The 22847-nt window shown below is 63.3% G+C and carries 22 protein-coding genes; 12 read left to right on the top strand and 10 right to left on the bottom strand.

Features of this window, described 5'->3' with window-relative positions; translation table 11 throughout:
- Positions 1-2: 2 nt before the first annotated feature.
- Genes AC1RMG_RS31135 through AC1RMG_RS31125 form a run of 3 tightly spaced genes read left to right on the top strand, consistent with a single transcriptional unit; the run spans position 3 to position 2604 of the window.
- A complete protein-coding gene (locus AC1RMG_RS31135; RefSeq protein WP_493170981.1) occupies positions 3-1082 on the top strand; it encodes a COX15/CtaA family protein in 1080 nt (359 codons plus the stop codon).
- A complete protein-coding gene (gene cyoE / locus AC1RMG_RS31130) occupies positions 1070-1972 on the top strand; it encodes a heme o synthase (protein WP_065364959.1) in 903 nt (300 codons plus the stop codon). Before AC1RMG_RS31135 ends, cyoE begins: the two co-directional genes overlap by 13 nt.
- Positions 1969-2604 (top strand): SCO family protein, encoded by a 636-nt coding sequence (locus AC1RMG_RS31125; protein ID WP_015633647.1) that lies wholly within the window; start codon positions 1969-1971, stop codon positions 2602-2604. Before cyoE ends, AC1RMG_RS31125 begins: the two co-directional genes overlap by 4 nt.
- A 199-nt stretch (positions 2605-2803) precedes the next feature.
- On the opposite strand, the gene AC1RMG_RS31120 is transcribed toward AC1RMG_RS31125, so the two are convergent.
- Genes AC1RMG_RS31120 through AC1RMG_RS31110 form a run of 3 tightly spaced genes read right to left on the bottom strand, consistent with a single transcriptional unit; the run spans position 2804 to position 5309 of the window.
- Positions 2804-3577 (bottom strand): MetQ/NlpA family ABC transporter substrate-binding protein, encoded by a 774-nt coding sequence (locus AC1RMG_RS31120; protein WP_174395494.1) that lies wholly within the window; start codon positions 3575-3577, stop codon positions 2804-2806.
- Positions 3578-3636: 59 nt separating this feature from the next.
- Positions 3637-4302, bottom strand: a complete 666-nt coding sequence (locus AC1RMG_RS31115; protein WP_011058460.1) for a methionine ABC transporter permease — start codon at positions 4300-4302, stop codon at positions 3637-3639.
- Complete coding sequence (locus AC1RMG_RS31110) at positions 4302-5309, bottom strand: methionine ABC transporter ATP-binding protein (RefSeq protein ID WP_019095617.1); 1008 nt, start codon at positions 5307-5309, stop codon at positions 4302-4304. The genes AC1RMG_RS31115 and AC1RMG_RS31110 overlap by 1 nt, the downstream gene beginning before the upstream one ends.
- A gap of 215 nt (positions 5310-5524) precedes the next feature.
- On the opposite strand from AC1RMG_RS31110, the gene katE reads away from it, so the two are divergent.
- Positions 5525-7717 (top strand): catalase HPII, encoded by a 2193-nt coding sequence (gene katE / locus AC1RMG_RS31105; RefSeq protein ID WP_401156431.1) that lies wholly within the window; start codon positions 5525-5527, stop codon positions 7715-7717.
- A 56-nt stretch (positions 7718-7773) separates the two neighbouring features.
- On the opposite strand, the gene AC1RMG_RS31100 is transcribed toward katE, so the two are convergent.
- Genes AC1RMG_RS31100 through zur form a run of 4 tightly spaced genes read right to left on the bottom strand, consistent with a single transcriptional unit; the run spans position 7774 to position 10579 of the window.
- Positions 7774-8493 (bottom strand): PA5502 family lipoprotein, encoded by a 720-nt coding sequence (locus tag AC1RMG_RS31100; RefSeq protein ID WP_019095618.1) that lies wholly within the window; start codon positions 8491-8493, stop codon positions 7774-7776.
- A 37-nt stretch (positions 8494-8530) separates the two neighbouring features.
- The gene (gene znuB / locus AC1RMG_RS31095) at positions 8531-9319 is read right to left on the bottom strand and encodes a zinc ABC transporter permease subunit ZnuB (RefSeq protein WP_011058464.1); all 789 of its coding nucleotides are present in this window, start codon (positions 9317-9319) and stop codon (positions 8531-8533) included.
- Positions 9312-10097, bottom strand: a complete 786-nt coding sequence (gene znuC, locus AC1RMG_RS31090; RefSeq protein ID WP_011058465.1) for a zinc ABC transporter ATP-binding protein ZnuC — start codon at positions 10095-10097, stop codon at positions 9312-9314. Before znuC ends, znuB begins: the two co-directional genes overlap by 8 nt.
- Complete coding sequence (zur, locus tag AC1RMG_RS31085; RefSeq protein WP_011058466.1) at positions 10097-10579, bottom strand: zinc uptake transcriptional repressor Zur; 483 nt, start codon at positions 10577-10579, stop codon at positions 10097-10099. Before zur ends, znuC begins: the two co-directional genes overlap by 1 nt.
- Before the next feature lie 66 nt (positions 10580-10645).
- Between zur and AC1RMG_RS31080 the strand changes: the two genes are divergently transcribed.
- Positions 10646-11566 carry a zinc ABC transporter substrate-binding protein gene (locus tag AC1RMG_RS31080; RefSeq protein WP_053154825.1) on the top strand — a complete coding sequence of 307 codons (921 nt, stop codon included), beginning with the start codon at positions 10646-10648 and terminating at the stop codon, positions 11564-11566.
- A gap of 90 nt (positions 11567-11656) precedes the next feature.
- On the opposite strand, the gene AC1RMG_RS31075 is transcribed toward AC1RMG_RS31080, so the two are convergent.
- Together AC1RMG_RS31075 and AC1RMG_RS31070 are read right to left on the bottom strand one after the other, a co-directional pair.
- A complete protein-coding gene (locus AC1RMG_RS31075) occupies positions 11657-12607 on the bottom strand; it encodes a homoserine kinase (protein WP_493170978.1) in 951 nt (316 codons plus the stop codon).
- 65 nt (positions 12608-12672) lie between these two features.
- A complete protein-coding gene (locus AC1RMG_RS31070) occupies positions 12673-12960 on the bottom strand; it encodes a DUF2782 domain-containing protein (RefSeq protein WP_011058469.1) in 288 nt (95 codons plus the stop codon).
- Between the two features lie 74 nt (positions 12961-13034).
- On the opposite strand from AC1RMG_RS31070, the gene polA reads away from it, so the two are divergent.
- Positions 13035-15827 (top strand): DNA polymerase I, encoded by a 2793-nt coding sequence (gene polA, locus AC1RMG_RS31065; RefSeq protein WP_169892310.1) that lies wholly within the window; start codon positions 13035-13037, stop codon positions 15825-15827.
- A gap of 415 nt (positions 15828-16242) precedes the next feature.
- Here polA and yihA read toward each other — a convergent pair whose 3' ends face one another.
- Complete coding sequence (gene yihA / locus AC1RMG_RS31060; protein WP_011058471.1) at positions 16243-16884, bottom strand: ribosome biogenesis GTP-binding protein YihA/YsxC; 642 nt, start codon at positions 16882-16884, stop codon at positions 16243-16245.
- Between the two features lie 191 nt (positions 16885-17075).
- Here yihA and AC1RMG_RS31055 point away from each other — a divergent pair, with 191 nt between their 5' ends.
- The 6 genes from AC1RMG_RS31055 (at position 17076) to AC1RMG_RS31030 (ending at position 22796) form a co-directional block, all read left to right on the top strand.
- Positions 17076-17366: a c-type cytochrome gene (locus AC1RMG_RS31055; protein ID WP_015633654.1), complete on the top strand. Its 291-nt coding sequence runs from the start codon at positions 17076-17078 to the stop codon at positions 17364-17366.
- A gap of 45 nt (positions 17367-17411) precedes the next feature.
- The gene (locus AC1RMG_RS31050) at positions 17412-18017 is read left to right on the top strand and encodes a c-type cytochrome (protein WP_011058472.1); all 606 of its coding nucleotides are present in this window, start codon (positions 17412-17414) and stop codon (positions 18015-18017) included.
- A gap of 197 nt (positions 18018-18214) precedes the next feature.
- On the top strand, positions 18215-18844 hold the full coding sequence (locus tag AC1RMG_RS31045) for a thiol:disulfide interchange protein DsbA/DsbL (RefSeq protein WP_125062521.1): 630 nt from the start codon (positions 18215-18217) through the stop codon (positions 18842-18844).
- A 12-nt stretch (positions 18845-18856) separates the two neighbouring features.
- Entirely contained in the window at positions 18857-19735 is an 879-nt protein-coding gene (locus AC1RMG_RS31040) for an endonuclease/exonuclease/phosphatase family protein (protein ID WP_011058474.1), read from the top strand.
- Positions 19732-21915, top strand: coding sequence for a GGDEF domain-containing protein (locus tag AC1RMG_RS31035; RefSeq protein WP_493170975.1), 2184 nt, complete (start codon positions 19732-19734; stop codon positions 21913-21915). The genes AC1RMG_RS31040 and AC1RMG_RS31035 overlap by 4 nt, the downstream gene beginning before the upstream one ends.
- 101 nt (positions 21916-22016) lie before the next feature.
- Positions 22017-22796: an N-acetylmuramoyl-L-alanine amidase gene (locus AC1RMG_RS31030; protein WP_011058476.1), complete on the top strand. Its 780-nt coding sequence runs from the start codon at positions 22017-22019 to the stop codon at positions 22794-22796.
- The last annotated feature ends 51 nt before the right edge of the window (positions 22797-22847 follow it).

Here is a 22847-nt window from a genome sequence, read left to right as displayed (position 1 = left end):
TCATGGCCAAACCTGGATTTCGCCTCGCGTTGTTTGCCACCTTGCTGGCCCTGATCGTGGTGCTGCTCGGCGCCTACACCCGGCTGACCCATGCCGGCCTCGGCTGCCCGGACTGGCCCGGCTGCTACGGCTTTATCAGCGTGCCGAAAGGCGAAGCCCAGTTGGCCCATGCCGAGCTGCATTTTCCCGATACCCCGGTGGAGGCCCACAAGGGCTGGAACGAGATGATCCACCGATACTTCGCCGGCACCCTGGGGCTGCTGATCGTGCTCCTGGCGGCCCGGGCCTGGACCCATCGCCGGCATCCGGGGCAGCCCCTGAAGCTGCCGCTGTTCCTCCTGGCAGTGGTGTTCGCCCAGGCGGCCTTCGGCATGTGGACGGTGACCCTCAAGCTCTGGCCGCAAGTGGTCACCGCGCACCTGCTGGGCGGTTTCGCCACCCTGAGCCTGTTGTTCCTGCTGACCTTGCGCCTGTCCGGGGTATTGCCGGCGCTGATCGTGCCGCGGCGCTTGCAGCACTGGGCTACCGCCGGGCTGGTGCTGGTGATCGGGCAGATCGCCCTGGGTGGCTGGGTCAGTTCCAACTACGCGGCGGTGGCCTGTATCGACCTGCCCACCTGCCATGGCCAGTGGTGGCCGAACATGGATTTCGCCAACGGCTTCCACCTGACCCAGCACATCGGCCCCAACTACCTGGGCGGGCAACTGGACAGCGATGCCCGCACCGCCATCCACATGACCCACCGGGTCGGCGCGGTGCTGGTGACCCTGGTGTTGCTGGGCCTGGCCTGGCAGCTGCGGCAGACCGGCATGACCCGCCTGGCCGGGCTGGTGCTGGTGGCGCTGGTGGCGCAGGTCAGCCTGGGCCTGAGCAACGTGTTCTTTCATTTGCCACTGCCGGTGGCCGTGGCCCACAACGCCGGGGGGGCGGCGCTGCTGCTGACCCTGGTGCTGGTCAACTACCACGCCCGTACCAGCCTGGTTCGGGCCCGGGATCGCCTGCCCCTGGGCTGGCGGCTCAGCCCGCGTAAACAGATGGCGGGTCCCATCACCATCAAAGGAGAGATGCCATGGCGACTCTGACCGGCGCCCGCCAGCACCCCCAGGCGATCTGGCGCGATTACCTGGAACTGACCAAACCCAAGGTGGTGGTGCTGATGCTGATCACCTCGTTGGTGGGCATGTTCCTCGCCACCCGCGCCGGGGTTCCGTGGACGGTGCTGGTGTTCGGCAACCTGGGCATTGCCCTGTGCGCGGGTGGCGCGGCGGCGGTCAACCATGTGGTGGATCGGCGCATCGACGCGCTGATGGCTCGGACCCACAAACGGCCCCTGGCCGAAGGCCGGGTATCGCCACGAGCGGCGCTGGCCTTTGCCCTGCTCCTGGCGCTAGCCGGGCAGGCGCTGCTGCTGACCTTCACCAACCCACTCACGGCCTGGCTGACCCTGGCCTCGCTGCTGGGCTATGCGGTGGTCTACACCGGGTTTCTGAAACGCGCGACGCCGCAGAACATCGTGATCGGCGGGCTGGCCGGCGCGGCTCCACCGTTGCTGGGCTGGGTCGCCGCCACCGGGCACATGAGCGCCGAACCGCTGCTGCTGGTGCTGATCATCTTCGCCTGGACCCCGCCGCACTTCTGGGCCCTGGCCATCCATCGCAAAGAGGAATACGCCAAGGCCGATATCCCGATGCTGCCGGTGACCCATGGCGAGCACTACACCAAGGTGCACATCCTGCTCTACACCTTTGCTCTGCTGGCGGTGAGCCTGCTGCCCTATGTCATCCACATGAGTGGCGTGCTGTACCTGGTGTGCGCCCTGGCCCTGGGCGGGCGCTTCCTGCAATGGGCCTGGGTGCTGTACCGTGGCACTCGGCCGCACGCGGCGATCAACACCTTCAAGTACTCTATTTATTACTTGTTCCTGCTGTTCATCGCCCTGCTCGTAGACCACTACCTATTGTTGAACCTATGACTCGAACTCAGAAAACCGTCTTTATTCTCGTTGCCCTGGTGGCCCTGGTGCTGGGGCTTACCGTCAACAAAGTACTGTCCGGCAAGGGTCAGGGCGACCCCACTGCACTGATCGATGCGGGCATCATCCTGCTGCCGCAAAGCCGTACCCTGCCTGCGGTGAAGATGGTCGACCAGGACGGCCAGCCAGTGGTGATCGACGAGCTGAAGGGCAAATGGTCGCTGCTGTTCTTCGGCTACACCTTCTGCCCGGACATCTGCCCCACCACCCTGGCGCAGTTGCGGCAGATCAAGAGCGAGCTGCCCAAGGAAGCGGTGGACAAGCTGCAGGTGGTCCTGGTCAGCGTCGACCCCAACCGTGATACCCCGCAGCAGCTCAAGCAGTACCTGGGCTACTTCGACAAGGACTTCAAGGGCCTGACCGCCTCCTCGGTGGAAGACCTGCAGAAGCTCGCCAACGCCGTGAGCATTCCCTTCATCCCGGCCGATACCAGCAAGCCCAACTACACCGTGGACCACAGCGGCAACCTGGCGGTGATCGGCCCGGACGGTACCCAGCGCGGTTTCATCCGTGCTCCGCTGAACAACCAGAAGCTGGTGGCCCAACTGCCGGTGATGCTGCAGCGCAAGTAACGCTACATGCTCGAACCGCTGAACCGCTGAACCGCTGAACCGCTGAACCCTGTAGCCGCTGCCGCAGGCTGCGATCGGCCTCGAAGAGGACGCGCTCCTGAGGCCCTTGGAAGACGCTGGGCGCCTTATCCCGGCCTTCGGCAGCGGCTACAACGAAACGGGGCGCCCCAAGGCGCCCCGTTTGTGTTTCTGCAACCGATCAGAACGCCGGCACGATGGCGCCTTTGTACTTCTCGAGAATGAACTGCTTCACTTCAGGGCTGTGCAGGGCCGCGACCAGCTTCTTCATGGCGTCCGAATCCTTGTCGTCAGGACGGGCCACCAGGATGTTCACGTAAGGCGAATCCTTGCCTTCGATCACCAGGGCGTCCTTGGAAGGATCCAGCTTGGCTTCCAGGGCATAGTTGGTGTTGATCAGCGCCAGGTCGACCTGGGTCAGCACGCGCGGGATGGTGGCGGCTTCCAGTTCACGGAACTTCAGGTCCTTGGGGTTCTCGGTGATGTCCTTGATGGTGGCCAGGATGTTGTTGGAATCCTTGAGCTTGATCAGGCCGGCCTTGTCCAGCAGCAACAGCGCGCGGCCGCCGTTGGTGGCGTCGTTGGGGATCACCACGGTGGCGCCGCCCGGCAGTTCGGAGAGCTGCTTGTACTTGCTGGAATAGGCACCCAGGGGTTCGACGTGAACACCGGCAACGTTCACCAGCTGGGTGCCCTTGGCCTTGTTGAACTCATCCAGGTAGGGCTGGTGCTGGAAGAAGTTGGCGTCCAGGCGCTTTTCGGCGACTTGCACGTTGGGCTGCACGTAGTCGGTGAAGACCTTGACCTTCAGGTCCACGCCTTCCTTGGCCAGGGCCGGTTTGACGAACTCCAGGATCTCGGCGTGGGGCACTGGTGTGGCGGCCACGGTCAGGGTTTCGGCGGCGTGCGCGGAGAACGCGGCAACGGCTGCGAAAGCGACGAGTAGTTTTTTCATCCAACAAGCTCCTTGTAAGTCGCCCGACCCCGGGCGCCTGCCGGCCTGGGCCGGCAATTTTATTTGCGGGAAAAGTGCACCACCAGCTTGTCGCCGACGGTTTGCAGAACCTGGACCAGCACCAGCAGCAACACCACGGTCACCACCATCACATCGGTCTGGAAGCGTTGGTAGCCGAAGCGGATCGCCAGGTCGCCCAGGCCACCGGCCCCCACCACGCCGGCCATGGCGGTGTAGGACACCAGGGTAATGGCAGTCACGGTGATAGCGGCAAAGATGCCCGGGCGGGCTTCCGGGAGCAAGGCATTGGTAATGATCTGCCGGGTGCTGGCACCCATGGACTGGGTGGCCTCGATGATGCCGCGATCCACTTCGCGCAGGGCGGTTTCCACCAGCCGGGCAAAGAACGGCGTGGCGCCGACCACCAGCGGTGGAATGGCCCCGGCAACCCCCAGCGATGTGCCGGTGATCAGTACGGTGAAGGGAATCATCACGATCAGCAGAATGATGAACGGCAGCGAACGCAGGATGTTGACCACCAGCGACAGCAGCGCATACAGCGACTTCTGCTCCAGCAGTTGGCGCGGGCTGCAGAGGAACAGCAGCACGCCCAGTGGCAGGCCCAGCAGTACGGTGAACAGCAGCGAGCCGCCGAGCATCATCAGGGTGTCGCCGGTGGCCAGCCAGATTTCCAGCCAGTCGATGTTGGCGAAGAAGGTATCCATCAGCGCAGCACCTCCATGTGGACATCGGCCGCGGTGAAGCGGGCGAAGGCCGCTTCCATGTCACCGCCGGTGATGGCCAGGGTCAGTTGCCCGTAAGGGGTGTCCTTGATGCGGTCGATGCGTCCGGCGAGGATGCTGTAGTCGACCCCGGTCTCCCGGGCCACAGTGCCCAGCAGCGGTGCGTAGGTGGCATCGCCCTGGAAGGTCAGGCGCACGATACGGCCTGGCACGTGGGCGAAGTCGTCGCGTTGCTCGTTCTCGTCGATCTGCTCGTCTTCCTGGACGAAGCGCCGGGTGGTCGGGTGCTTGGGGTGCAGGAACACGTCGGCCACCGGGCCCTGTTCGACGATCACGCCGGCGTCCATCACCGCCACCTGGTCACAGACGCGACGGATCACGTCCATCTCGTGGGTGATCAGGACGATGGTCAGGTTCAGCTCGCGGTTGATCTCGGCCAGCAGTTGCAGGACCGAGGCAGTGGTCTGCGGGTCCAGGGCACTGGTGGCCTCGTCGCACAGCAGGATCTTCGGCTTGGTGGCCAGGGCGCGGGCGATGCCGACGCGCTGCTTCTGGCCGCCGGACAGCTGCGCCGGGTATTTCTTCGCGTGGTCGGCCAGGCCGACCCGGTCCAGCAGCTCGGCCACCCGGCGGTCGATGTCGCTGCGCGACAGCTCGCCGGCCAGGGTCAGGGGCAGGGCGACGTTGTCGGCCACGGTCTTGGACGACAGCAGGTTGAAGTGCTGGAAGATCATGCCGACCTGCTGGCGGAAGCGGCGCAAGCCACTGGCGTCCAGGGCGGTGACGTCTTCGTCGTCGACGACGATGGTGCCGCCACTGGGGTTTTCCAGGCGGTTGATCAGGCGCAGCAGAGTACTTTTACCCGCACCGGAGTGGCCGATCAGGCCGAACACCTGGCCATTCTCGACCCGAAGGCTGGTCGGGTGCAGGGCGGGAATATCCTTACCGGCGACCCGGTAGGTTTTATGGACGTTTTGAAACTCGATCACGTAGCGAACCTTGTGGGGCGCGTTAGAAAAGGATCAGCGGTTAGCCGGGCGCGCATTTTAGCCTGTCCGTATAGAGGTTCTTAGCATTTATTTCGCAATCATCCTGCCATTTGGCAATAACGCGATCAAAGGTCATAAAAAAGGAACGCTCGCACCTTCTCGTCAGTCACTAGTTAAGTCACTCGAAAGCCGCCAGGTGCCGTGCCTGGAGGCCTTTGCCCACGAAGCCCCGGCACGCCAGGGATTTCGCCAACGAGGAGTTTTGCCTGATGAGCACGAAGAAGCCCGATACCCCAAAAAGCCAGATGGCCGGGACCGACACCCTGGACCGCGGCAACAGCAACAGCAAGCTCAAGAGCCTGGAGACGTTCCGCTCCGACGCCACCGGGCAGGCCCTGCGGACCAACCAGGGGGTGAAGATCGCCGACAACCAGAACACCCTCAAAGCCGGTGCTCGTGGGCCTTCGCTGCTGGAAGACTTCATCATGCGGGAGAAGATCACCCACTTCGACCATGAGCGGATTCCCGAGCGCATCGTGCATGCCCGAGGGGTGGGTGCCCATGGTTACTTCCAGAGCTATGACAACCATTCGGCATTGACCAAGGCCGGTTTCCTGCGTGATCCGGGGAAGAAAACACCAGTGTTCGTACGTTTTTCCACGGTCCAGGGGCCAAGAGGCTCTGGCGACACCGTGCGTGACGTGCGCGGCTTTGCGGTGAAGTTCTTCACTGACGAAGGCAACTTCGACCTGGTGGGCAACAACATGCCGGTGTTCTTCATTCAGGACGCGATCAAGTTCCCCGATTTCGTACACGCCGTGAAACCCGAACCCCACAACGAAATACCCACCGGCGGCTCGGCCCATGACACCTTCTGGGACTTTGTCTCGCTGCAGCCGGAATCGGCGCACATGGTGATCTGGGCCATGTCCGACCGGGCCATTCCGAAAAGTCTGCGGGCCATGCAGGGCTTTGGCGTGCATACCTTTCGCCTGATCAACGCCCAGGGCCGGTCGAGCTTCGTCAAGTTCCACTGGCGGCCGACGGTGGGTACCTGTTCGCTGGTCTGGGATGAGGCGCAGAAGCTGGCGGGCAAGGACACCGACTTCCATCGCCGCGACCTATGGGAATCGATCGAAGCCGGGGATTACCCGGAGTGGGAGTTCGGCGTACAGATCATCGCCGAGGAAGACGAGCACAACTTTGATTTCGACATCCTCGACCCGACCAAGCTGATTCCCGAGGAGCTGGTGCCGATCACGCCCCTGGGCAAGATGGTGCTGAACCGCAACCCGGACAACTATTTTGCCGAGACCGAGCAGGTCGCCTTCTGCCCGGGGCACATAGTGCCCGGGATCGACTTCTCCAACGACCCGCTGTTGCAAGGACGGCTGTTTTCCTACACCGATACCCAGATCAGCCGCCTGGGTGGGCCGAACTTCCACGAATTGCCGATCAATCGGCCGCTGGCGCCCTTCCACAACAGCCAGCGCGACGCCATGCACCGCATCACCCTGGACAAGGGCCGGGCCTCCTATGAGCCCAATTCCATCGACGGCGGCTGGCCCCGGGAAACCCCACCGGCGGCCGAGGATGGCGGCTTCGAGAGTTACAACGAGCGTATCGATGCGCACAAAATCCGCCAGCGCAGCGAATCGTTCAGCGACCATTTCTCCCAGGCGCGGCTCTTCTACAAGAGCATGAGCAAGCACGAGCAGGAGCACATCATCGCCGCCTACAGCTTTGAGCTGGGCAAGGTGGAACGTGAATGGATCCGCGAACGCCAGGTCAACGAGATTCTGGCCAACATCGACCTGCAACTGGCCGCGCGAGTGGCCGAGAACCTCGGGCTGGCGGCGCCGAAGAAAGCCACGGTGGCGGAGCGCAAGACTTCGCTCTCGCGCTCGCCGGCCCTGAGCCAGGCGAACCTGTTGCCGGGCAATATCAAAACCCGGAAGGTGGCGATTCTGGCGGCCAACGGCGTCGATGGTGCGGCGATCGATGCGCTGAAGAAGGCTCTCAAGGCCGAAGGGGCACACGCCAAGCTACTGGGGCCGACCTCGGCGCCGGTCACCACGGCGGACGGCAAGCGCCTGCCGGTGGATGCGTCCATGGAGGGCTTGCCATCGGTGGCCTTCGATGCGGTGTTCGTGCCCGGAGGTGCGCAGTCGATCAACGCCTTGAGCGGCAATGGCGTGGCCCTGCATTACTTGCTGGAGGCGTACAAGCACCTCAAGGCGATTGCCCTGCACGGCGATGCCCGGGAGCTGTTGCACAGCCTGCGGCTGGAGGCGGATGAAGGCTTGATCGTGGGGGCCGATGCCAAGGCGCTGAAGGCATTCATTGCCGCCATCGCGCAACATCGGGTCTGGAGCCGAGAGGAAAAGGCCAAGGCAATCCCGGCCTGAACACACTTTCCCCGACAAGCCTGCTCCGTCTAGGAGCCGGCTTGCCGGCGAAGGCTTTACTGCGCCTTGCGCGGAGTCAGCACCATCTGCGCCGGTACATGGCGCACGATTTGCCGATTGATCTTCTGTTCAAAGTCCGGGTCGAGCTTCTTCACCCGCTTGCCGAGCAGGGTCGATAGCCAGGGGTAATCCTCGGTGCGTGGTACCTGGATGCTCACGTCGCACTGGTAATTCACCACATCGGCGGCCAGGGCATCGAGTTGATGCCGCAGCTTGCGGATATCAGTGACGTTCAAGGCGACGGTGGTGCTCTCGGCGGTCGGATCGATCAGCTTGGCCGCAGGGCGCGCTTCGGCGGCCTTCAGGGCGGCTTCGGCCTTGTCCAGCTCCGCCTTGCGGGCGTGGGCAATGGCATTGTTGACCCCACCGGTCAGCGCCGGAGCCTTGGGCATCAGTGCCCGGGCACGGCTCAGGGCCGTGGCTGCGGCGTTCACATCGCCCTTCTGCAGGACGATCTGGCTGCGCTGCAGATAGGCTTCGGCCAACTGCCGCTGGTACTGCACCAGTTGCGGGTCGTCGGGCGTCTGCGCCTGCAAGGCACTGAGTTGATCTTCCGCGGTGGCCAGTTCGCTGCTGGCGATGTTTTGTTCCAGCTGCGCGATGGCCGTGGCCCGTGCATCAGGGACCTCGGTGGCCGCTGGTGGCGTGCTTTGGCAGGCTCCCAGTAGCAGGGAAAATGCGACAAGGAGCAGATAACGGGAGGCGAACGGCTTCATTCCTGCGACTCTCTAATTGCGCAAAAAGCGAGCAAGTCTACACCCCTCGACGGGGCAGAACAAAACTCAGCAGAAACAGTGTGGCGGCGGTGACCACGATCGACGGCCCGGCCGGTGTGTCCTTGAACCAGGACAGCGCCAGCCCGCCGCACACCGCGAGCATGCCCAGCAGGCTGGCGCCCAGGGCCATCTGCTCCGGAGAGCGGGCGTGACGCTGTGCCGCAGCGGCCGGGATGATCAGCAGCGAGGTGATCAGCAACACCCCGACAATCTTCATGGCCACGGCAATCACCACGGCGATCAGCAGCATCAGCGCCAGGCGCAGCGAGGCCACAGGCAGGCCTTCGACCCTGGCCAGTTCCTCGTGCACGGTGATCGCCAGCAAGGGGCGCCACAACGCCACCAGCAGCAACAGCACCGCCGCGCTACCGCCGAGAATCCACGCCAGGTCGCCCGGGCTGATCGCCAGCAGGTCACCGAACAGGTAGGCCATCAGGTCGATTCGCACTTCATGCATGAAGCTTAGTACCACCAGGCCCAGAGACAGGGTGCTGGGTGCAAGAATCCCCAGCAGCGTGTCGGAAGCCAGGGGTTGGCGCTGTTGCAGGGTCACCAGCAGCACCGCCAGCAGCAGGCAGCCGACCGTGACCGCTACCGCCGGGCTGACATCCAGCAGAAAGCCCAGGGCCACGCCGAGCAGCGCGGCGTGGGACAGGGTGTCGCCGAAATAGGCCATGCGACGCCAGACCACGAAGGACCCCAAGGGGCCGGCAACCACCGCCAGGGCCAGGCCTGCGAGCAGGGCGTAGAGCAGAAAATCAGCCATGCTTGCAGTTTTCTCCATGGACATGGGCGTGGCCCGAAGCGGGCTGGGTGACGACCGAACCATGCAGGTCGTGGGCATGGTCGTGATGGTGGTGGTAGATCGCCAGGCTCGGTGCGTTCTTGCCGAACAGCTCGACGAAGGCCGGGTCGCCGCTGACCTGCTCGGGGTGGCCAGAGCAGCAGACGTGGCGATTGAGGCAGACCACCTGATCGGTGGTGCTCATCACCAGGTGCAGGTCGTGGGAGACCATCAGCACGCCGCAGCCGTGACGGTCGCGCAGGCGGGTAATCAGGCTGTAGAGCTCGGCCTGGCCGGCCACATCGACGCCTTGCACCGGTTCATCGAGCACCAGCAGCTCCGGCTCGCGCAGCAGCGCCCGGGCCAGCAGCACGCGCTGCATCTCGCCACCGGAGATGCTCTGCACCGGGCTGTCGATCACCTGCTCGGCACCTACTTCCTTGAGCGCTGCCAGCGCCCGGGTACGGTCCACTCCCGGCACCAGGCGCAGAAAGCGCAGCACCGACAGCGGCAAGGTCGGGTCCACATGAAGCTTCTGCGGCATGTAGCCCACCCGCAGTTTGGGCTTGCGCCAGACACTGCCGGTGTCGGGCTTGAGCAGGCCGAGCACGGCGCGCACCAGCGTGGTCTTGCCGGCGCCATTGGGGCCGATCAGGGTGACGATCTGGCCGGGTTCGACGCTGAGCTGGATGTTCTCCAGCACGTTCTGCCCGGCAAAGGTCACCCCGACCTGCTCGAGGCGGATCAACGCATTGCTCATCAAGCCCCCTGGCAGCCCGAGCAGAGCCCGACCACTTCGACGGTCTGGCCCTCGACCACGAAGCCGACGTCGCGGGCGCTGCTGATGATGGCGTCGCTGATGGATTTCTGTTCCAGCTCGATGGCGGCGTGGCATTCGCGGCAGATCAGGAACTGGCCCTGGTGCGCGTGCTCGGGGTGGTTGCAGCCGACAAAGGCATTGAGCGAGGCGATGCGGTGCACCAGGCCGTTTTCCAGGAGGAAATCCAGCGCCCGGTAAACCGTTGGCGGGGCGGCGCGACGGCCGTCCTGCTCGCTGAGCACGGCCAGGATGTCGTAGGCCCCCAGGGGCTTGTGGCTTTGCCACACCAGCTCCAGCACCCGCCGGCGCAGGGCGGTCAGGCGCAGGCCTTGCCGCGCGCACAGGGCGTCGGCCTCAGACAGTGCGCTGTGTACGCAGTGAGAGTGGTCGTGTGGACGGCTGGCAAGGGGTGTTTTAGGCATGAGCGGCGACGAGGTTTGTGAGAGACGTTATTATGTTACCCGTTCTCGCCTCCTCGAGTGTCCATCGTGCCCAGACTTTTTCGCCTTTTTGTCGCTTTTACCTTCAGCCTGTTCGCGATCGGCTCGGCCCAGGCCGAAGTGCGGGTGTTGACCAGCATCAAGCCGCTGCAACTGATTGCCGCCGCCGTGCAGGATGGCGTGGCGGTTCCCGAGGTGCTGCTGCCGCCCGGAGCTTCCCCGCACAACTACGCGCTGCGCCCTTCGGACGTGCGCAAGGTGCAGAGCGTAGACCTGCTGTACTGGATCGGCCCGGACATGGAAGGCTTCCTGCCGCGGGTGCTGAAGGGCCGTAGCCTGCCCTCGGTGGCGGTACAGGACCTGCCGGGCATGAAACTCCGGCACTTTGCCGAAGATAGCCACTCCCACGCTGAAGATGCCGACGAACATGACCATGATCATCGCCCCGGCACCCTGGACGCGCACCTCTGGCTGTCGCCGGTCAATGCCCGGGTGATCGCCACCCGCATGGCCGCGGACCTGAGCGCCGCCGACCCGGCCAATGCCGCCCGCTACCAGAACAACCTGAAGGCGTTCAGCGAGCGTCTGGATGCCCTGGATGCTCGCTTGAAAGCCCGCCTGGCGGGGATCGCCGGCAAGCCTTACTTCGTGTTCCACGAAGCTTTCGACTACTTCGAGGACGCCTACGGCCTCAAGCACGCCGGGGTGTTCAGCGTGGCAGCGGAAGTCCAGCCGGGGGCCCAGCACGTCGCCGCCATGCGCGCGCGCTTGCAGCAGGTGGGCAAGACCTGTGTATTCAGCGAGCCGCCCCTGCGCCCGCGCCTGGCGGAAACCCTGGTGGCCGGCCTGCCGGTGAAACTGGCGGAGCTGGATGCGTTGGGCGGTTACACGCCGGCGACCGCTCAAGGCTATGAGCAGGTGCTGGAGAAGTTGGGGAATGATCTGGCGGGCTGCCTGGAGCAGCTTTAAGCGGGGATTGTTGCGCGAGGGCTTTCGCGGGCAAGCCCGCTCCTACAGGTTGGGCGCATCTCTGTAGGAGCGGGCTTGCCCGCGAAGCGTTTACAGGGCGAACGGCAGCGCGATGCTGACCTTTTGCCGCTGCGCCAGGCGCTGCTGGAACTCCATCGGATCGTGAATCAGCACGTCCTGCCCGGCGAAGCTCTCGGCGGCGATCAGCCGCGATAGCCAGAAGCGCACGCAGGCCACCCGCAGCAGGGTCGGCCAGAGTTCGGCCTCTGCCGCAGTGAACGGGCGCAGCGCCGCGTAGGCGCCCAGCAGGGCTCGGGCCCGTTGGCCGTCGAGTACACCTTCATCGTCGGAGCACCAGTCATTCAGGGCGATCGCCACGTCGTAGAGCATCGGTCCCGAACAGGCGTTGTAGAAGTCGATCAGGCCGGTCAGGTGGGTGCCTTCGAACATGGCGTTGTCGCGAAACAGATCGGCGTGGATGTTGGCCCGGGGCAGGGCGAGGATCTTCACCTTCTGAGCGGCGATTTCATCCAGGGCCCGTTGCAGCAGGTCCTGGGCCGTGGGGGCCAGGTGCGACAGCAGTTGCCTGCCCTCTTCCTGCATCCAGTCCAGGCCGCGATCGGTCTTGCGCTTGATCATGTGGTCCTTGGTGGCCACGTGCAGGTGGCCGAGCAGTTCACCGACCTGGGCACAGTGCTGGGCGTTGGCCTGCTTGATGTGCTTGCCCGCCAGCCGCGGTTGCAGCAGCGCCGGCTTGCCCGCCAGTTCGCGCAGGGCGACGCCGTCGGTGGTGCGCAGGGCATAGGGCACTGGCAGGTTGGCCTGGTGCAGCACGTCCAGCAGTTCAATGAAGAACGGCATTTCCTGGACCGGGCCACGTTCCACCAGGGTCAGGACGAACTCGCCCTGTTCCAGGCTGATGAAGAAGTTGGTGTTTTCGCTACCAGCGGCGATCCCCTGGAAATCAAGCAGGCGGCCGAGCCCATACGGGGCGAGAAAGGTTTCCAGCTCGGGCCGAGCCAGGGGGGTGAACACAGACATGGTTAAAAACTGCCAGTACGGGCGCTGCTATCCAGCCAGCGCCATTGAGTTGAAGTCGGAGTGGTTTACCACTCAAAGATTTTCCACGAAGGGATCAGCATATCCGGCTGATCCGAACGGATGAAGTTGCCGTCCGAGCCATCGGCACGCACCAGGAAGTAGGGTTTGCCGCCCTTTGGCGTGATCTTGATGGCATACAGGAAGCCATTTTGCCGGTATTCCTGGATGGTCTTGTCGCCTTCCGTGCGAATGGTTACTTCCGGGTCCGCTGATGGCGCATCTTCTGCGGCGATCGCGGCCAATGGAGCGATTGCAATCAAGCCGGTCAGCAGCAAGCGATTTAGTGTGCGCATGATAACCTTGTCCCTTTGTCGTCAACGGTCCCGCTATTCTAGCGCCGGACCCGCCGAAAAGGTTGATCCCGCTCATGAGCCAAGCCCCCCTCGTCCTGGTGGACGGTTCTTCATATCTGTACCGCGCGTTCCACGCGCTGCCACCGCTGACCACCTCCAAAGGCCTGCCTACCGGCGCGGTCAAGGGCGTGTTGAACATGCTCAAGAGCCTGCGCAAACAGTACCCGGACAGCCCGTTCGCCGTGGTCTTCGATGCCAAGGGTGGGACCTTCCGCGATGACATGTATGCCGAATACAAGGCCAACCGTCCGAGCATGCCCGACGACATGCGGGTGCAGATCGAGCCGTTGCACGCCAGCGTGATCGCCCTGGGTTTCCCCTTGTTGTGCGTGGAAGGGGTCGAGGCCGATGACGTGATCGGCACCCTGGCCCGCAGCAGCGCGGCAGCGGACCGCTCGGTGGTGATTTCCACTGGCGACAAGGACATGGCACAGCTGGTGGACGGGCACATTACCCTGGTCAACACCATGTCCGGTAGCAGCATGGACGTGGAAGGCGTGAAGGAGAAATTCGGCGTCGCTCCCGAGCAGATCATCGATTACCTGGCGCTGATGGGCGACTCTTCCGACAACATTCCCGGGGTGCCGGGCATTGGTCCGAAGACCGCTTCCGGCCTGCTGGTCGGGGTCAATGGCGGGTTGAAGGAGCTGTACGAACAGCTCGATATCGTACCGACCCTGCCGATCCGCGGGGCCAAGACCTTGCCGGCCAAGCTCGAAGAACACAAGGAAATGGCCTTCCTCTCCTATCAGTTGGCGACCATCAAGGTCGACGTGCCGCTGGATGTCGGGCTCGACGACCTGCACCTGGGCGAGCCGGACCGCGAGAAGCTGGTGGAGCTCTACAGCCTGCTGGAGTTCAAGAGCTGGCTCGACGAGTTGCAGCGCGATGCCAAGCGTGTCGAGCTCAGCGGCGCTGAGGCGACACCCGCCGCCGTGCCGCCGCCGCAGACTGTGGAGCAAGCTCCGCTGGAGCTGCAGTACGAAACCATCCTCGACCAGGAGCGTTTCGATGCCTGGCTGGAGAAACTCAAGGGCGCCAAGCTGATTGCCTTCGATACCGAAACCACCGGGATCGATGCGCAGCAGGCGCAACTGGTGGGCCTGTCCTTCTCGGTCAAGGCCGGCGAAGCGGCCTATGTTCCCCTGACCCACTCCTACATGGGCGCGCCGGCACAGCTGGATCGCGACAGCGTACTGCTGGCCCTCAAGCCCTTGCTGGAAGATCCCAAGCTGCTCAAGGTCGGCCAGCACGCCAAGTTCGACATGAACATCCTGGCCAACTGCGCCATCGGCGGCGACCAGGCCAATGGCATCACTGTGCGCGGCGTGGCCTTCGATACCATGCTCGAATCCTACGTGCTCAACTCCACCGCCACCCGCCATGACATGGACAGCCTGGCGCAGAAGTACCTGGACCACAGCACTGTGAGTTTCCAGGACATCGCTGGCAAGGGTGCCAAGCAGTTGACCTTCGACCAGATTCCCCTTGAGCAGGCCGGCCCCTACGCCGCGGAAGATGCCGACGTGACCCTGCGCCTGCACCAGGTCCTGTTCGACAAGCTGTCCGCGATACCGAGCCTGGCCAGCGTGCTCACCGATATCGAAATGCCTTTGGTGCCGGTCCTGGCGCGCATCGAGCGCCAGGGAGCACTGGTGGACGACAAGCTCCTGGGAGTGCAGAGCATCGAACTGGGGGACAAGATGGTCGCCCTGGAGCGCGAAGCCTTCGAGATCGCCGGCGAGGAGTTCAACCTGGGCTCGCCCAAGCAGCTGGGCAGCATCCTCTACGACAAGCTCGGCCTGCCGGTGCTGAAAAAGACTGCCAAGGGCCAGCCATCCACGGCTGAAGAGGTGCTGGCCAAGCTGGCGGAAGACGACTATCCGCTGCCGCGGGTGCTGATGCAGTACCGTTCCATGAGCAAGCTGAAAAGCACCTATACCGACCGCCTGCCGGAGCAGATCAACCCGCGTACCGGGCGCATCCATACCTCCTATCATCAGGCGGTAGCGTCCACCGGCCGGCTGTCCTCCAGCGATCCGAACCTGCAGAACATTCCGGTACGTACCGCTGAAGGCCGGCGCATTCGCCAGGCCTTCATCGCGCCGCCGGGCTACAAGCTGCTGGCAGCGGACTATTCGCAGATCGAGTTGCGGATCATGGCGCACCTGTCCCGCGACGAAGGTTTGCTCAACGCCTTCCGCAACAACCTGGACGTGCACACCGCCACGGCGGCCGAGGTGTTCAAGGTCGAGCTCAAGGACGTCACTTCCGATCAGCGCCGCAGCGCCAAGGCCATCAACTTCGGCCTGATCTACGGTATGGGCGCGCAGAAGCTGGGCAAGGACATCGGTGTCGATACCAAGCAGGCCAAGGCCTATATCGACACCTACTTCGCGCGTTACCCGGGGGTTCGCGAGTACATGGACCGCACCCGCGCCCAGGCCGCGGACCAGGGTTATGTCGAGACCATCTTCGGTCGCCGCCTGTACCTGCCGGAGATCAACTCCAACAAGCCACAGGAGCGCGCCGGCGCCGAACGCACCGCGATCAATGCGCCGATGCAGGGCACCGCGGCAGACATCATCAAGAAAGCCATGGTGGCCGTGGACCACTGGCTGGCGTTCTCGGGGCTGGATGCCCGAGTGATTCTCCAGGTGCACGACGAACTGGTGCTGGAAGTGCGCGAGGACCTGGTGGACCAGGTTCGTGAGGAAATTCGCGGGCACATGAGCGGTGCCGCAACCCTGGATGTACCGTTATTGGTGGAAGTGGGGGTGGGAAATAACTGGGATGAGGCCCATTAAGGGCACTTTTCAGGTGTTTTTGCCGCGGCATAGTGTCGCGGCAAAAACTAGCGAAGAGCTATTAGCACCGAAAATTTCATCGTTTATTGCCAATAGTTTTTGCAACCGGCCGGAACTAAATAGGTGAACGCCCACTCAGAGTTACTGAATGGCTGGTGAAGCCCTTCGATGCTCCTATGTTGTGTTAAGTGTTGGCAGATATCTGGACCCCGCCCTAGCGGTCTAGAACTTGAACCCCGAACTTCCCCCTCCCCATACGAAGTCCGGGGTTTTTTTTGCCTGAAAACCGCCTGGGAAATGATCATGCTGCGTTAAAAGCGCGGCGCGAAATGCTCATTTACAGCCAGTAAACTCCGCTTTCGCACCGCGCTTTTGCCTTGCCTGATCATCCCCCAGGCAATTTTCCCTACGTCTCTCAGGCCTCGGCTTCGGCGCCTTTGTCGGCCAGTTCCATCCAGCCCGCCAGCACGGTGTAGGCCTCTTCCAGGCCCATGCGCTTGGGGGCCGAGAACAGTTGGATGGTGACGGCTTCGCCCCAGCCCTTGCGTATCTGCGACTGCACCTTGAGCAGGGTGTTCTTGGCCGCGCCGTAGGTCAGTTTGTCGGCCTTGGTCAGCAGGATGTGCATCGGCATGCCGCTGGCGACTGCCCAGTCCAGCATCAGCAGGTCGAAGTCGGTCATGGGATGACGGATATCCATCATCAGGATCAGGCCCTTAAGGCTCTCGCGGCTGCCCAGGTAGGCTTCCAGGTGACGCTGCCAGTGTTGCTTGAGCGGGATTGGCACTTTGGCGTAACCGTAGCCCGGCAGGTCGACCAGACGGCGATCGTCGTCTAGCTTGAAGAAGTTCAACAACTGCGTGCGACCCGGAGTTTTCGAGGTGCGTGCCAGGCTGGCGTGGGTCAGGGTGTTCAGGGCGCTGGATTTGCCGGCGTTGGAACGCCCGGCAAAGGCCACTTCGAAGCCTTCATCGTCAGGGCATTGATCGACTTTGGCGGCGCTGAGCATGAACGTAGCCTGTTGGCACAGACCGAGGATGGGGTTCTTGAGTTGCATGGGATTTCCGATTGGGGCGATGCCGAGAGTGGACGCGGCGAGCGGTGTCGTTTCCGTTTCAGTAACGCCAGTATATAATGCCGCAGATTTTGTGTGCGCTTTGTCCCAGCGTAGGATGAAGTTCACGAGAGCGATAAACCTTGAATGCGCATTAGAACGCAGCACGCTCTCAACCCTGAAAAGGTCGTTTTATGACGAAATGGCTGCTAGCTGCCGGTGTCTTGATGCCGTTTTACGGCGCTCAGGCTACACAGGATCCGGAAGCTGTGTACAACCGTGTTTGTGGGGCTTGTCATTCCGGCCAACTACCCACGGCGCCCCGCAAGGGCGACCAGGAAGCTTGGGCGCCGAGGTTGGCGCAAGGTATGGAGACGCTGGTGCAACACGTGACCCAGGGTTTCAAGGCGATGCCGCCGCGTGGTTTGTGCATGGACTGCAGTGCCGAGGATTACCGAGTCATCATCCATTGGATGAGCGAGTGATCCCGGTCCATAACTCTTAACCCTTAGCCGTAGTTGGATTAGCTGATGAACAAATTACTCGTGAGTCTGCTGTTGACCTTGGGCATCACAGGTGTCGCCCATGCCGCAGGCGACGCTGCTGCCGGTCAGGCGAAAGCCGCAGTCTGTGGTGCTTGCCACGGCCCTGATGGGAACAGCATGGCGCCAAACTTTCCCAAGCTGGCGGGTCAGGGGGAAAAGTACCTGAACAAGCAGTTGCACGATATCAAGTCCGGCAAGCGCCAGGTGCTGGAGATGACAGGCCTGTTGACCAACCTGAGCGATCAGGACCTGGCTGACATCGCCGCTTACTTCGCCAGCCAGAAAGGCAGCGTCGGCGCAGCAGATCCTAAAGTCGTGGCCCGTGGTGAAGAACTGTTCCGTGGCGGCAAGCTGGACCAGGGCATGCCTGCCTGCACCGGTTGCCACTCGCCAAACGGTGCGGGTAACGCAGCAGCCGGCTTCCCCCATCTGGGCGGCCAGCACGCACAGTACGTGGCCAAGCAGCTGACCGACTTCCGCGAAGGCAACCGTACCAACGACGGCGATACCCTGGTGATGCGCAGCATCGCTGGCAAGCTGAGCAACAAAGACATCGAAGCGGTGTCCAGCTATATTCAGGGCCTGCACTGAGGCCGGCTCGATCAGCGTTGCCCAAGGTGCTAAGCCACGGCAACGTTAATGATCGATTAATCTGACGGTGCAAGCATAAAGGGTGGCTCAGGCCGCCCTTTTTTATGGCGTCTGCCGCTACACTAGCGAACTCAAGCCCGCCAAGACCTGGCCGAATTCAGGTCGAGCGAGGCGCCAAAATTGTCCAGGAGTAAAGCATGCGTAATCTGATTCTCAGCGCCGCACTCGTCACCGCCAGCCTGTTTGGCGTGACCGCTCAAGCGGCCGAACCGCTTGAAGCCGGTAAACTATATGTCGAGTTGAGCAGCGCCGTTCCGGTTGCCGTGCCAGGCAAGATCGAAGTGGTTGAGCTGTTCTGGTATGGCTGCCCGCACTGCTACGCTTTCGAACCGACCATCAATCCCTGGGCTGAAAAACTCCCTGCCGACGTCAACTTCGTCCGTATCCCGGCCATGTTCGGCGGTATCTGGAACATCCATGGCCAACTGTTCATCACCCTTGAAGCCATGGGTGTCGAGCACAAGGTGCACAAGGCCGTATTCGAAGCCATCCATGGCGGCAAGAAGCTCGCTACTCCTGAAGAGATGGCCGAGTTCCTGGCTGGCGAAGGCGTCGACAAGGACAAGTTCCTGAGCACCTACAATTCCTTCGCCGTCAAAGGCAAGGTCGAAGACGCCAAGAAAAAGGCCCAGGCCTACCAGATCACCGGCGTACCGACCATGGTGGTCAACGGCAAGTATCGTTTCGACCTGGGCACCGCCGGTGGTCCTGAAGGCGCGCTGAGCGTGGCTGACCAGTTGATCGCCAAAGAGCGCGCAGCCAAGTAAGCGCCCGCCGCCATGCCGCGCTGGAGCTCGGAACGCATCGTTGGCCTGCATGATCCGCAGGTCAACGAGCACCATTTGGCGTCGTCCGGCCTGCCGGCAGACAGTCGTCTGCGCTTGCTCAGTTTCAATATCCAGGTCGGTATCAGCACCGAACGTTATCGCCATTACCTGACTCGTGGTTGGCAGCACCTGCTGCCCCATCATGGGCGTGCCGACAATCTGCAGAAAATCGGCAACCTGCTTGGCGATTTCGACCTGGTGGCCCTGCAGGAGGCCGATGGCGGCAGCCTGCGCTCCGGCTACGTCAATCAGGTGGAACACCTGGCCCAACTGGGCGCCTTCCCCTACTGGTACCAACAGCTCAATCGCAACCTGGGACGCCTGGCTCAGCACAGCAATGGCGTGCTCAGCCGCCTGCGCCCCTGGGCCATCGAAGACCACCCGCTGCCTGGCCCCAAGGGGCGTGGCGCGATCCTCGTGCGTTTTGGCGAGGGCCCCGAGGCACTGGTGGTGGTGATGATGCATCTGGCGCTCGGTGCCCGCACCCGAACCCGGCAACTGGCGTACATCCGCGAGTTGATCGGCGGCTACAAGCATCAGGTGCTGATGGGGGACATGAACACCCACGCCAGCGACCTGCTGGAGCATTCCCCTCTAAGGGACCTCAGCCTCTTGGCGCCGCAACTGCAGGCGACCTTCCCCAGCTGGCGTCCGCAACGTTGCCTGGACCATATTCTGCTCAGCCCCAGCCTGACCCTGGAGCGCGTGGAGGTCCTGGCCCAACCCATATCCGATCACCTGCCGGTCGCGGTAGAGATTCGTCTGCCGGGTTCGCTCACGGCTGATGCATTGCCCGCGTTGAGTCCTGCCCCTCGCGGAACCGATGAATGAGCGACGACGCCAATCGCTGGAAAGAGAAATACCTCAAAAGTATCGAACAGCAGGAAAAGCTCGAGCGCCGATGGGCGGCTCGTCTCGACTTGCTGCGTCGTGGCCTGGTACGCAGCACCCTGGCGGCGGAGGGCACCGATCGCGCGGTCGACCAGTGCATGAAGGAAATGCGCGAGGTGGTACGCACCGACGACATGGACGCCGGGCTTGCTGCCCTGCTGCCGCGCCTGGAAAAAGCCGTGCTGGACTCCGAGCAGCGGCGGGAAACCCGGGTCGAGCAGATGAGCAGCGCGCTGACGGCGCTGGTCAGCCAGTTGCAGTCCCTGCCCCTGCCCCGGGAGGTCAGCCGTCCGCTGAAAGCCTTTGCCAAGCAACTGGATGGCCGGGTTGGCCAGGCGCGGGAAATTCCCTTGCTGCTCGGCGAACTGAGCAGCCTGCAGGGCAAGGCCCTGAGCCAGCTGGAAACCCCGGCCGAACCCGACCGCCCAAGCCTGTTGCAGCGCCTGTTCGGCAGCCGCGAGGCGAGCGAGACGCCAGCCCCGGCGGAGGAAGCCGTTGCGACGAATCCGCCGCTCCCGGCCGCCGCGGCGCAGGCTCATCCACAAGCCGATGAAGCCCCGGCCCCGGAGGATGGCGCGCGCGAGCACTATCAGACGCCGACCCAGGCCTTGCCTGAGGCGGTTTCGGCGCCTGCCGCGCCCGCCCCGGCACAGCCCGAAGTGCAGCTCGAACCTGAGCCGGTTGCCCAGCCGGTTGCCAGCGACGAGCCGGAGGTTGCTGCAGTGCCCGCTCCGGCCCCGGTGGTGGCGTTCGTGCCTCCGGTACTGGTGCAGGAGAAGCCCGTCGAGCCTGTACCCGCTATCGAGGTCGAACCTCAAGCAACCATTTCGCCTGTCGCGGAGCCACAAGCGCCCGTCGATCCCGGGGTGGTCGCCGCTTCCGATTCGCCGCCAGCGCCTGTCGCCGAAGCCGCGCTCAATCCCGACGAGTTGTTGCCCCTGCCGACGGTTTCCCCGGCAGTGCTGCTGGACAGCCTGCCCCTGCCGGCAGTCATGGCCGAGGCCCTGGCCGCCATCGATCCGGAGCAGTCGGAGCACGATGTGCTCTACGCTCTGCCGGATTCGCCCGAGCCCTCCTACAGTTCGGTGGCCAAGCACATCGAGCACACCTTGCTGGGGCTGCTCGACGACCTGAGCCTGCCGGAGCGCCACCGGCCACAGGCCGAGGCCATGCGCGATCGTCTGCAGCATGGGCTGAACTGGTACGAATTGCTGCCGATCCTCGACGATCTGGCGGTGTTGATGCTGGCCATCACCGACTCCGGCCAGCATGAGTTCGAGACTTACCTCAAGCAGCTCAACGAGCGCCTGGAGGCCTTCCAGAGCAACCTGCAGGCGGCCAGCGACGGCCATGCCGACAGCAGTTCGGCAGCACGGGCCATGGACAGCCAGATTCGTGAACAGGTCGACGGCCTGCAAAGCAGCGTGCAGGAGGCCGCCGATCTGGATGACCTCAAGCAAGTGCTGGAAAGCCACCTGGAAGGCCTGCTGGGCACCATGGACCACCACCAGAAGCAGCGCGACGAGCGTGAACGGGAAGTGGCCGCCCGCCTGCAAAGCCTGGCGGAGCGGGTTTCGAGCATGGAGCAGGAAGCCCAGGGCTACCGTGAGCACCTGGAAGAGCAGCGGCAGAAGGCGCTGATCGATCCGCTCACCGGCCTGCCCAACCGGGCTGCCTGGAGCGAACGCCTGGAACATGAAGTCGGCCAATGGCAACAACATGGCAACAGCCTGCTGCTGGCCATGCTCGATCTCGATCATTTCAAGCGGATCAACGACAACTACGGTCACCTGGCCGGTGACAAGGTGTTGAAGATCATCGCCAACGTACTGCGCAAACGCCTGCGAGGCAGCGATTTCATCGCACGTTTCGGTGGCGAGGAGTTTGTTCTGCTGCTGCCCAACACCCCCTGGCCGGTGGGCGTGCGCATTGTGGAAGCCCTGCGCGCGGCAATCGAGGCGTGCCCGTTCCATTTCAAGGGCGAACCGGTGACCATCACCGTGTCCGTCGGGCTGAGTGCGTTCAAGGCCGGTGATCGCAGCGATCTGGTGATCAAAAGAGCCGATCAGGCGCTGTACCGGGCCAAGGATGCCGGCCGTAACCGGGTGGAAGCTGGTTGAGGAGCCAGCACTTTGCTGAATGAAAGCGCTGTTTTGCCCATGATCGCCAGGGCAGTACGTTACACTGTTGCATTATCGTCTTCAGCGTACTGCCTTTTGCCATGAAACTTCTTGCTCTTGCCCTCTCCCTGCTGATCCTCGCCGGCTGCGCCAGCGGCCCGCGCATCGACACCAGCCACCCGTCGGTCAATTACGATCAGCGCGCCCAGTTCATCATCGTCCACTACACCTCGGCATCGCTGGAGCGCTCCCTGGCCCTGTTGACCCATGGCCAGGTCAGCAGCCACTACCTGATCGGCGATGACAAGTCCGCCACCATCTACAAGCTGGTGGACGAGCAATACCGTGCCTGGCATGCCGGTGACAGCCAGTGGCAGGGCCGGACCTGGCTCAACTCCAGTTCCATTGGCATCGAGATCGTCAACCCGGGGTTCCGCGATGGCCCCAGCGGGCGGCTCTGGTACCCCTACAGCGAAGCGCAGATCCAGAACCTGATCGTGCTGCTCAAGGACATCAGCAAGCGCAACAACATCTCGCCGCGCCACATCATTGGCCACAGCGATATCGCCCCTATGCGCAAGCTGGATCCGGGCCCGTTGTTTCCCTGGAAACGCCTGGCCGAGGCCGGCCTGGGACTGTGGCCCGATGCCCAGGCAGTGGCACGCCAGCAGGCGTTCTTTACCGTGAGCCCGCCGAGCATCGGTTGGTACCAGCAGCAACTGGCCCAGCTGGGTTACGCCACGCCGCAGACCGGCGAGCTGGACAAGGCGACCCGTAACGTCCTGGCCGCGTTCCAGATGCACTACCGGCCGGGGCGTTTCGATGGCACGCCGGACGCAGAAAGTGCGGCCATCCTGATGGTGCTCAACCAGACAAAATAATGACGCCGCCGGACGGTTGGGGCCGATTGTCCAATCAGTTGCTATAACTCA

It is taken from the genome of Pseudomonas sp. GW822-FHT04H02 (assembly GCF_058800645.1).
The sequence above is the reverse complement of the archived record's forward strand: the minus strand, read 5'-3'. Positions and strand labels throughout refer to the sequence as shown.

Coding starts and splice junctions, on each gene's coding strand:
- AC1RMG_RS31135 (WP_493170981.1), top strand. CDS start 3: ATGGCCAAACCTGGATTTCGCCTCGCGTTGTTTGCCACCTTGCTGGCC.
- cyoE (WP_065364959.1), top strand. CDS start 1,070: ATGGCGACTCTGACCGGCGCCCGCCAGCACCCCCAGGCGATCTGGCGC.
- AC1RMG_RS31125 (WP_015633647.1), top strand. CDS start 1,969: ATGACTCGAACTCAGAAAACCGTCTTTATTCTCGTTGCCCTGGTGGCC.
- AC1RMG_RS31120 (WP_174395494.1), bottom strand. CDS start 3,577: ATGAAAAAACTACTCGTCGCTTTCGCAGCCGTTGCCGCGTTCTCCGCG.
- AC1RMG_RS31115 (WP_011058460.1), bottom strand. CDS start 4,302: ATGGATACCTTCTTCGCCAACATCGACTGGCTGGAAATCTGGCTGGCC.
- AC1RMG_RS31100 (WP_019095618.1), bottom strand. CDS start 8,493: ATGAAGCCGTTCGCCTCCCGTTATCTGCTCCTTGTCGCATTTTCCCTG.
- znuB (WP_011058464.1), bottom strand. CDS start 9,319: ATGGCTGATTTTCTGCTCTACGCCCTGCTCGCAGGCCTGGCCCTGGCG.
- znuC (WP_011058465.1), bottom strand. CDS start 10,097: ATGAGCAATGCGTTGATCCGCCTCGAGCAGGTCGGGGTGACCTTTGCC.
- zur (WP_011058466.1), bottom strand. CDS start 10,579: ATGCCTAAAACACCCCTTGCCAGCCGTCCACACGACCACTCTCACTGC.
- AC1RMG_RS31075 (WP_493170978.1), bottom strand. CDS start 12,607: ATGTCTGTGTTCACCCCCCTGGCTCGGCCCGAGCTGGAAACCTTTCTC.
- AC1RMG_RS31070 (WP_011058469.1), bottom strand. CDS start 12,960: ATGCGCACACTAAATCGCTTGCTGCTGACCGGCTTGATTGCAATCGCT.
- polA (WP_169892310.1), top strand. CDS start 13,035: ATGAGCCAAGCCCCCCTCGTCCTGGTGGACGGTTCTTCATATCTGTAC.
- yihA (WP_011058471.1), bottom strand. CDS start 16,884: ATGCAACTCAAGAACCCCATCCTCGGTCTGTGCCAACAGGCTACGTTC.
- AC1RMG_RS31055 (WP_015633654.1), top strand. CDS start 17,076: ATGACGAAATGGCTGCTAGCTGCCGGTGTCTTGATGCCGTTTTACGGC.
- AC1RMG_RS31050 (WP_011058472.1), top strand. CDS start 17,412: ATGAACAAATTACTCGTGAGTCTGCTGTTGACCTTGGGCATCACAGGT.
- AC1RMG_RS31045 (WP_125062521.1), top strand. CDS start 18,215: ATGCGTAATCTGATTCTCAGCGCCGCACTCGTCACCGCCAGCCTGTTT.
- AC1RMG_RS31040 (WP_011058474.1), top strand. CDS start 18,857: ATGCCGCGCTGGAGCTCGGAACGCATCGTTGGCCTGCATGATCCGCAG.
- AC1RMG_RS31035 (WP_493170975.1), top strand. CDS start 19,732: ATGAGCGACGACGCCAATCGCTGGAAAGAGAAATACCTCAAAAGTATC.
- AC1RMG_RS31030 (WP_011058476.1), top strand. CDS start 22,017: ATGAAACTTCTTGCTCTTGCCCTCTCCCTGCTGATCCTCGCCGGCTGC.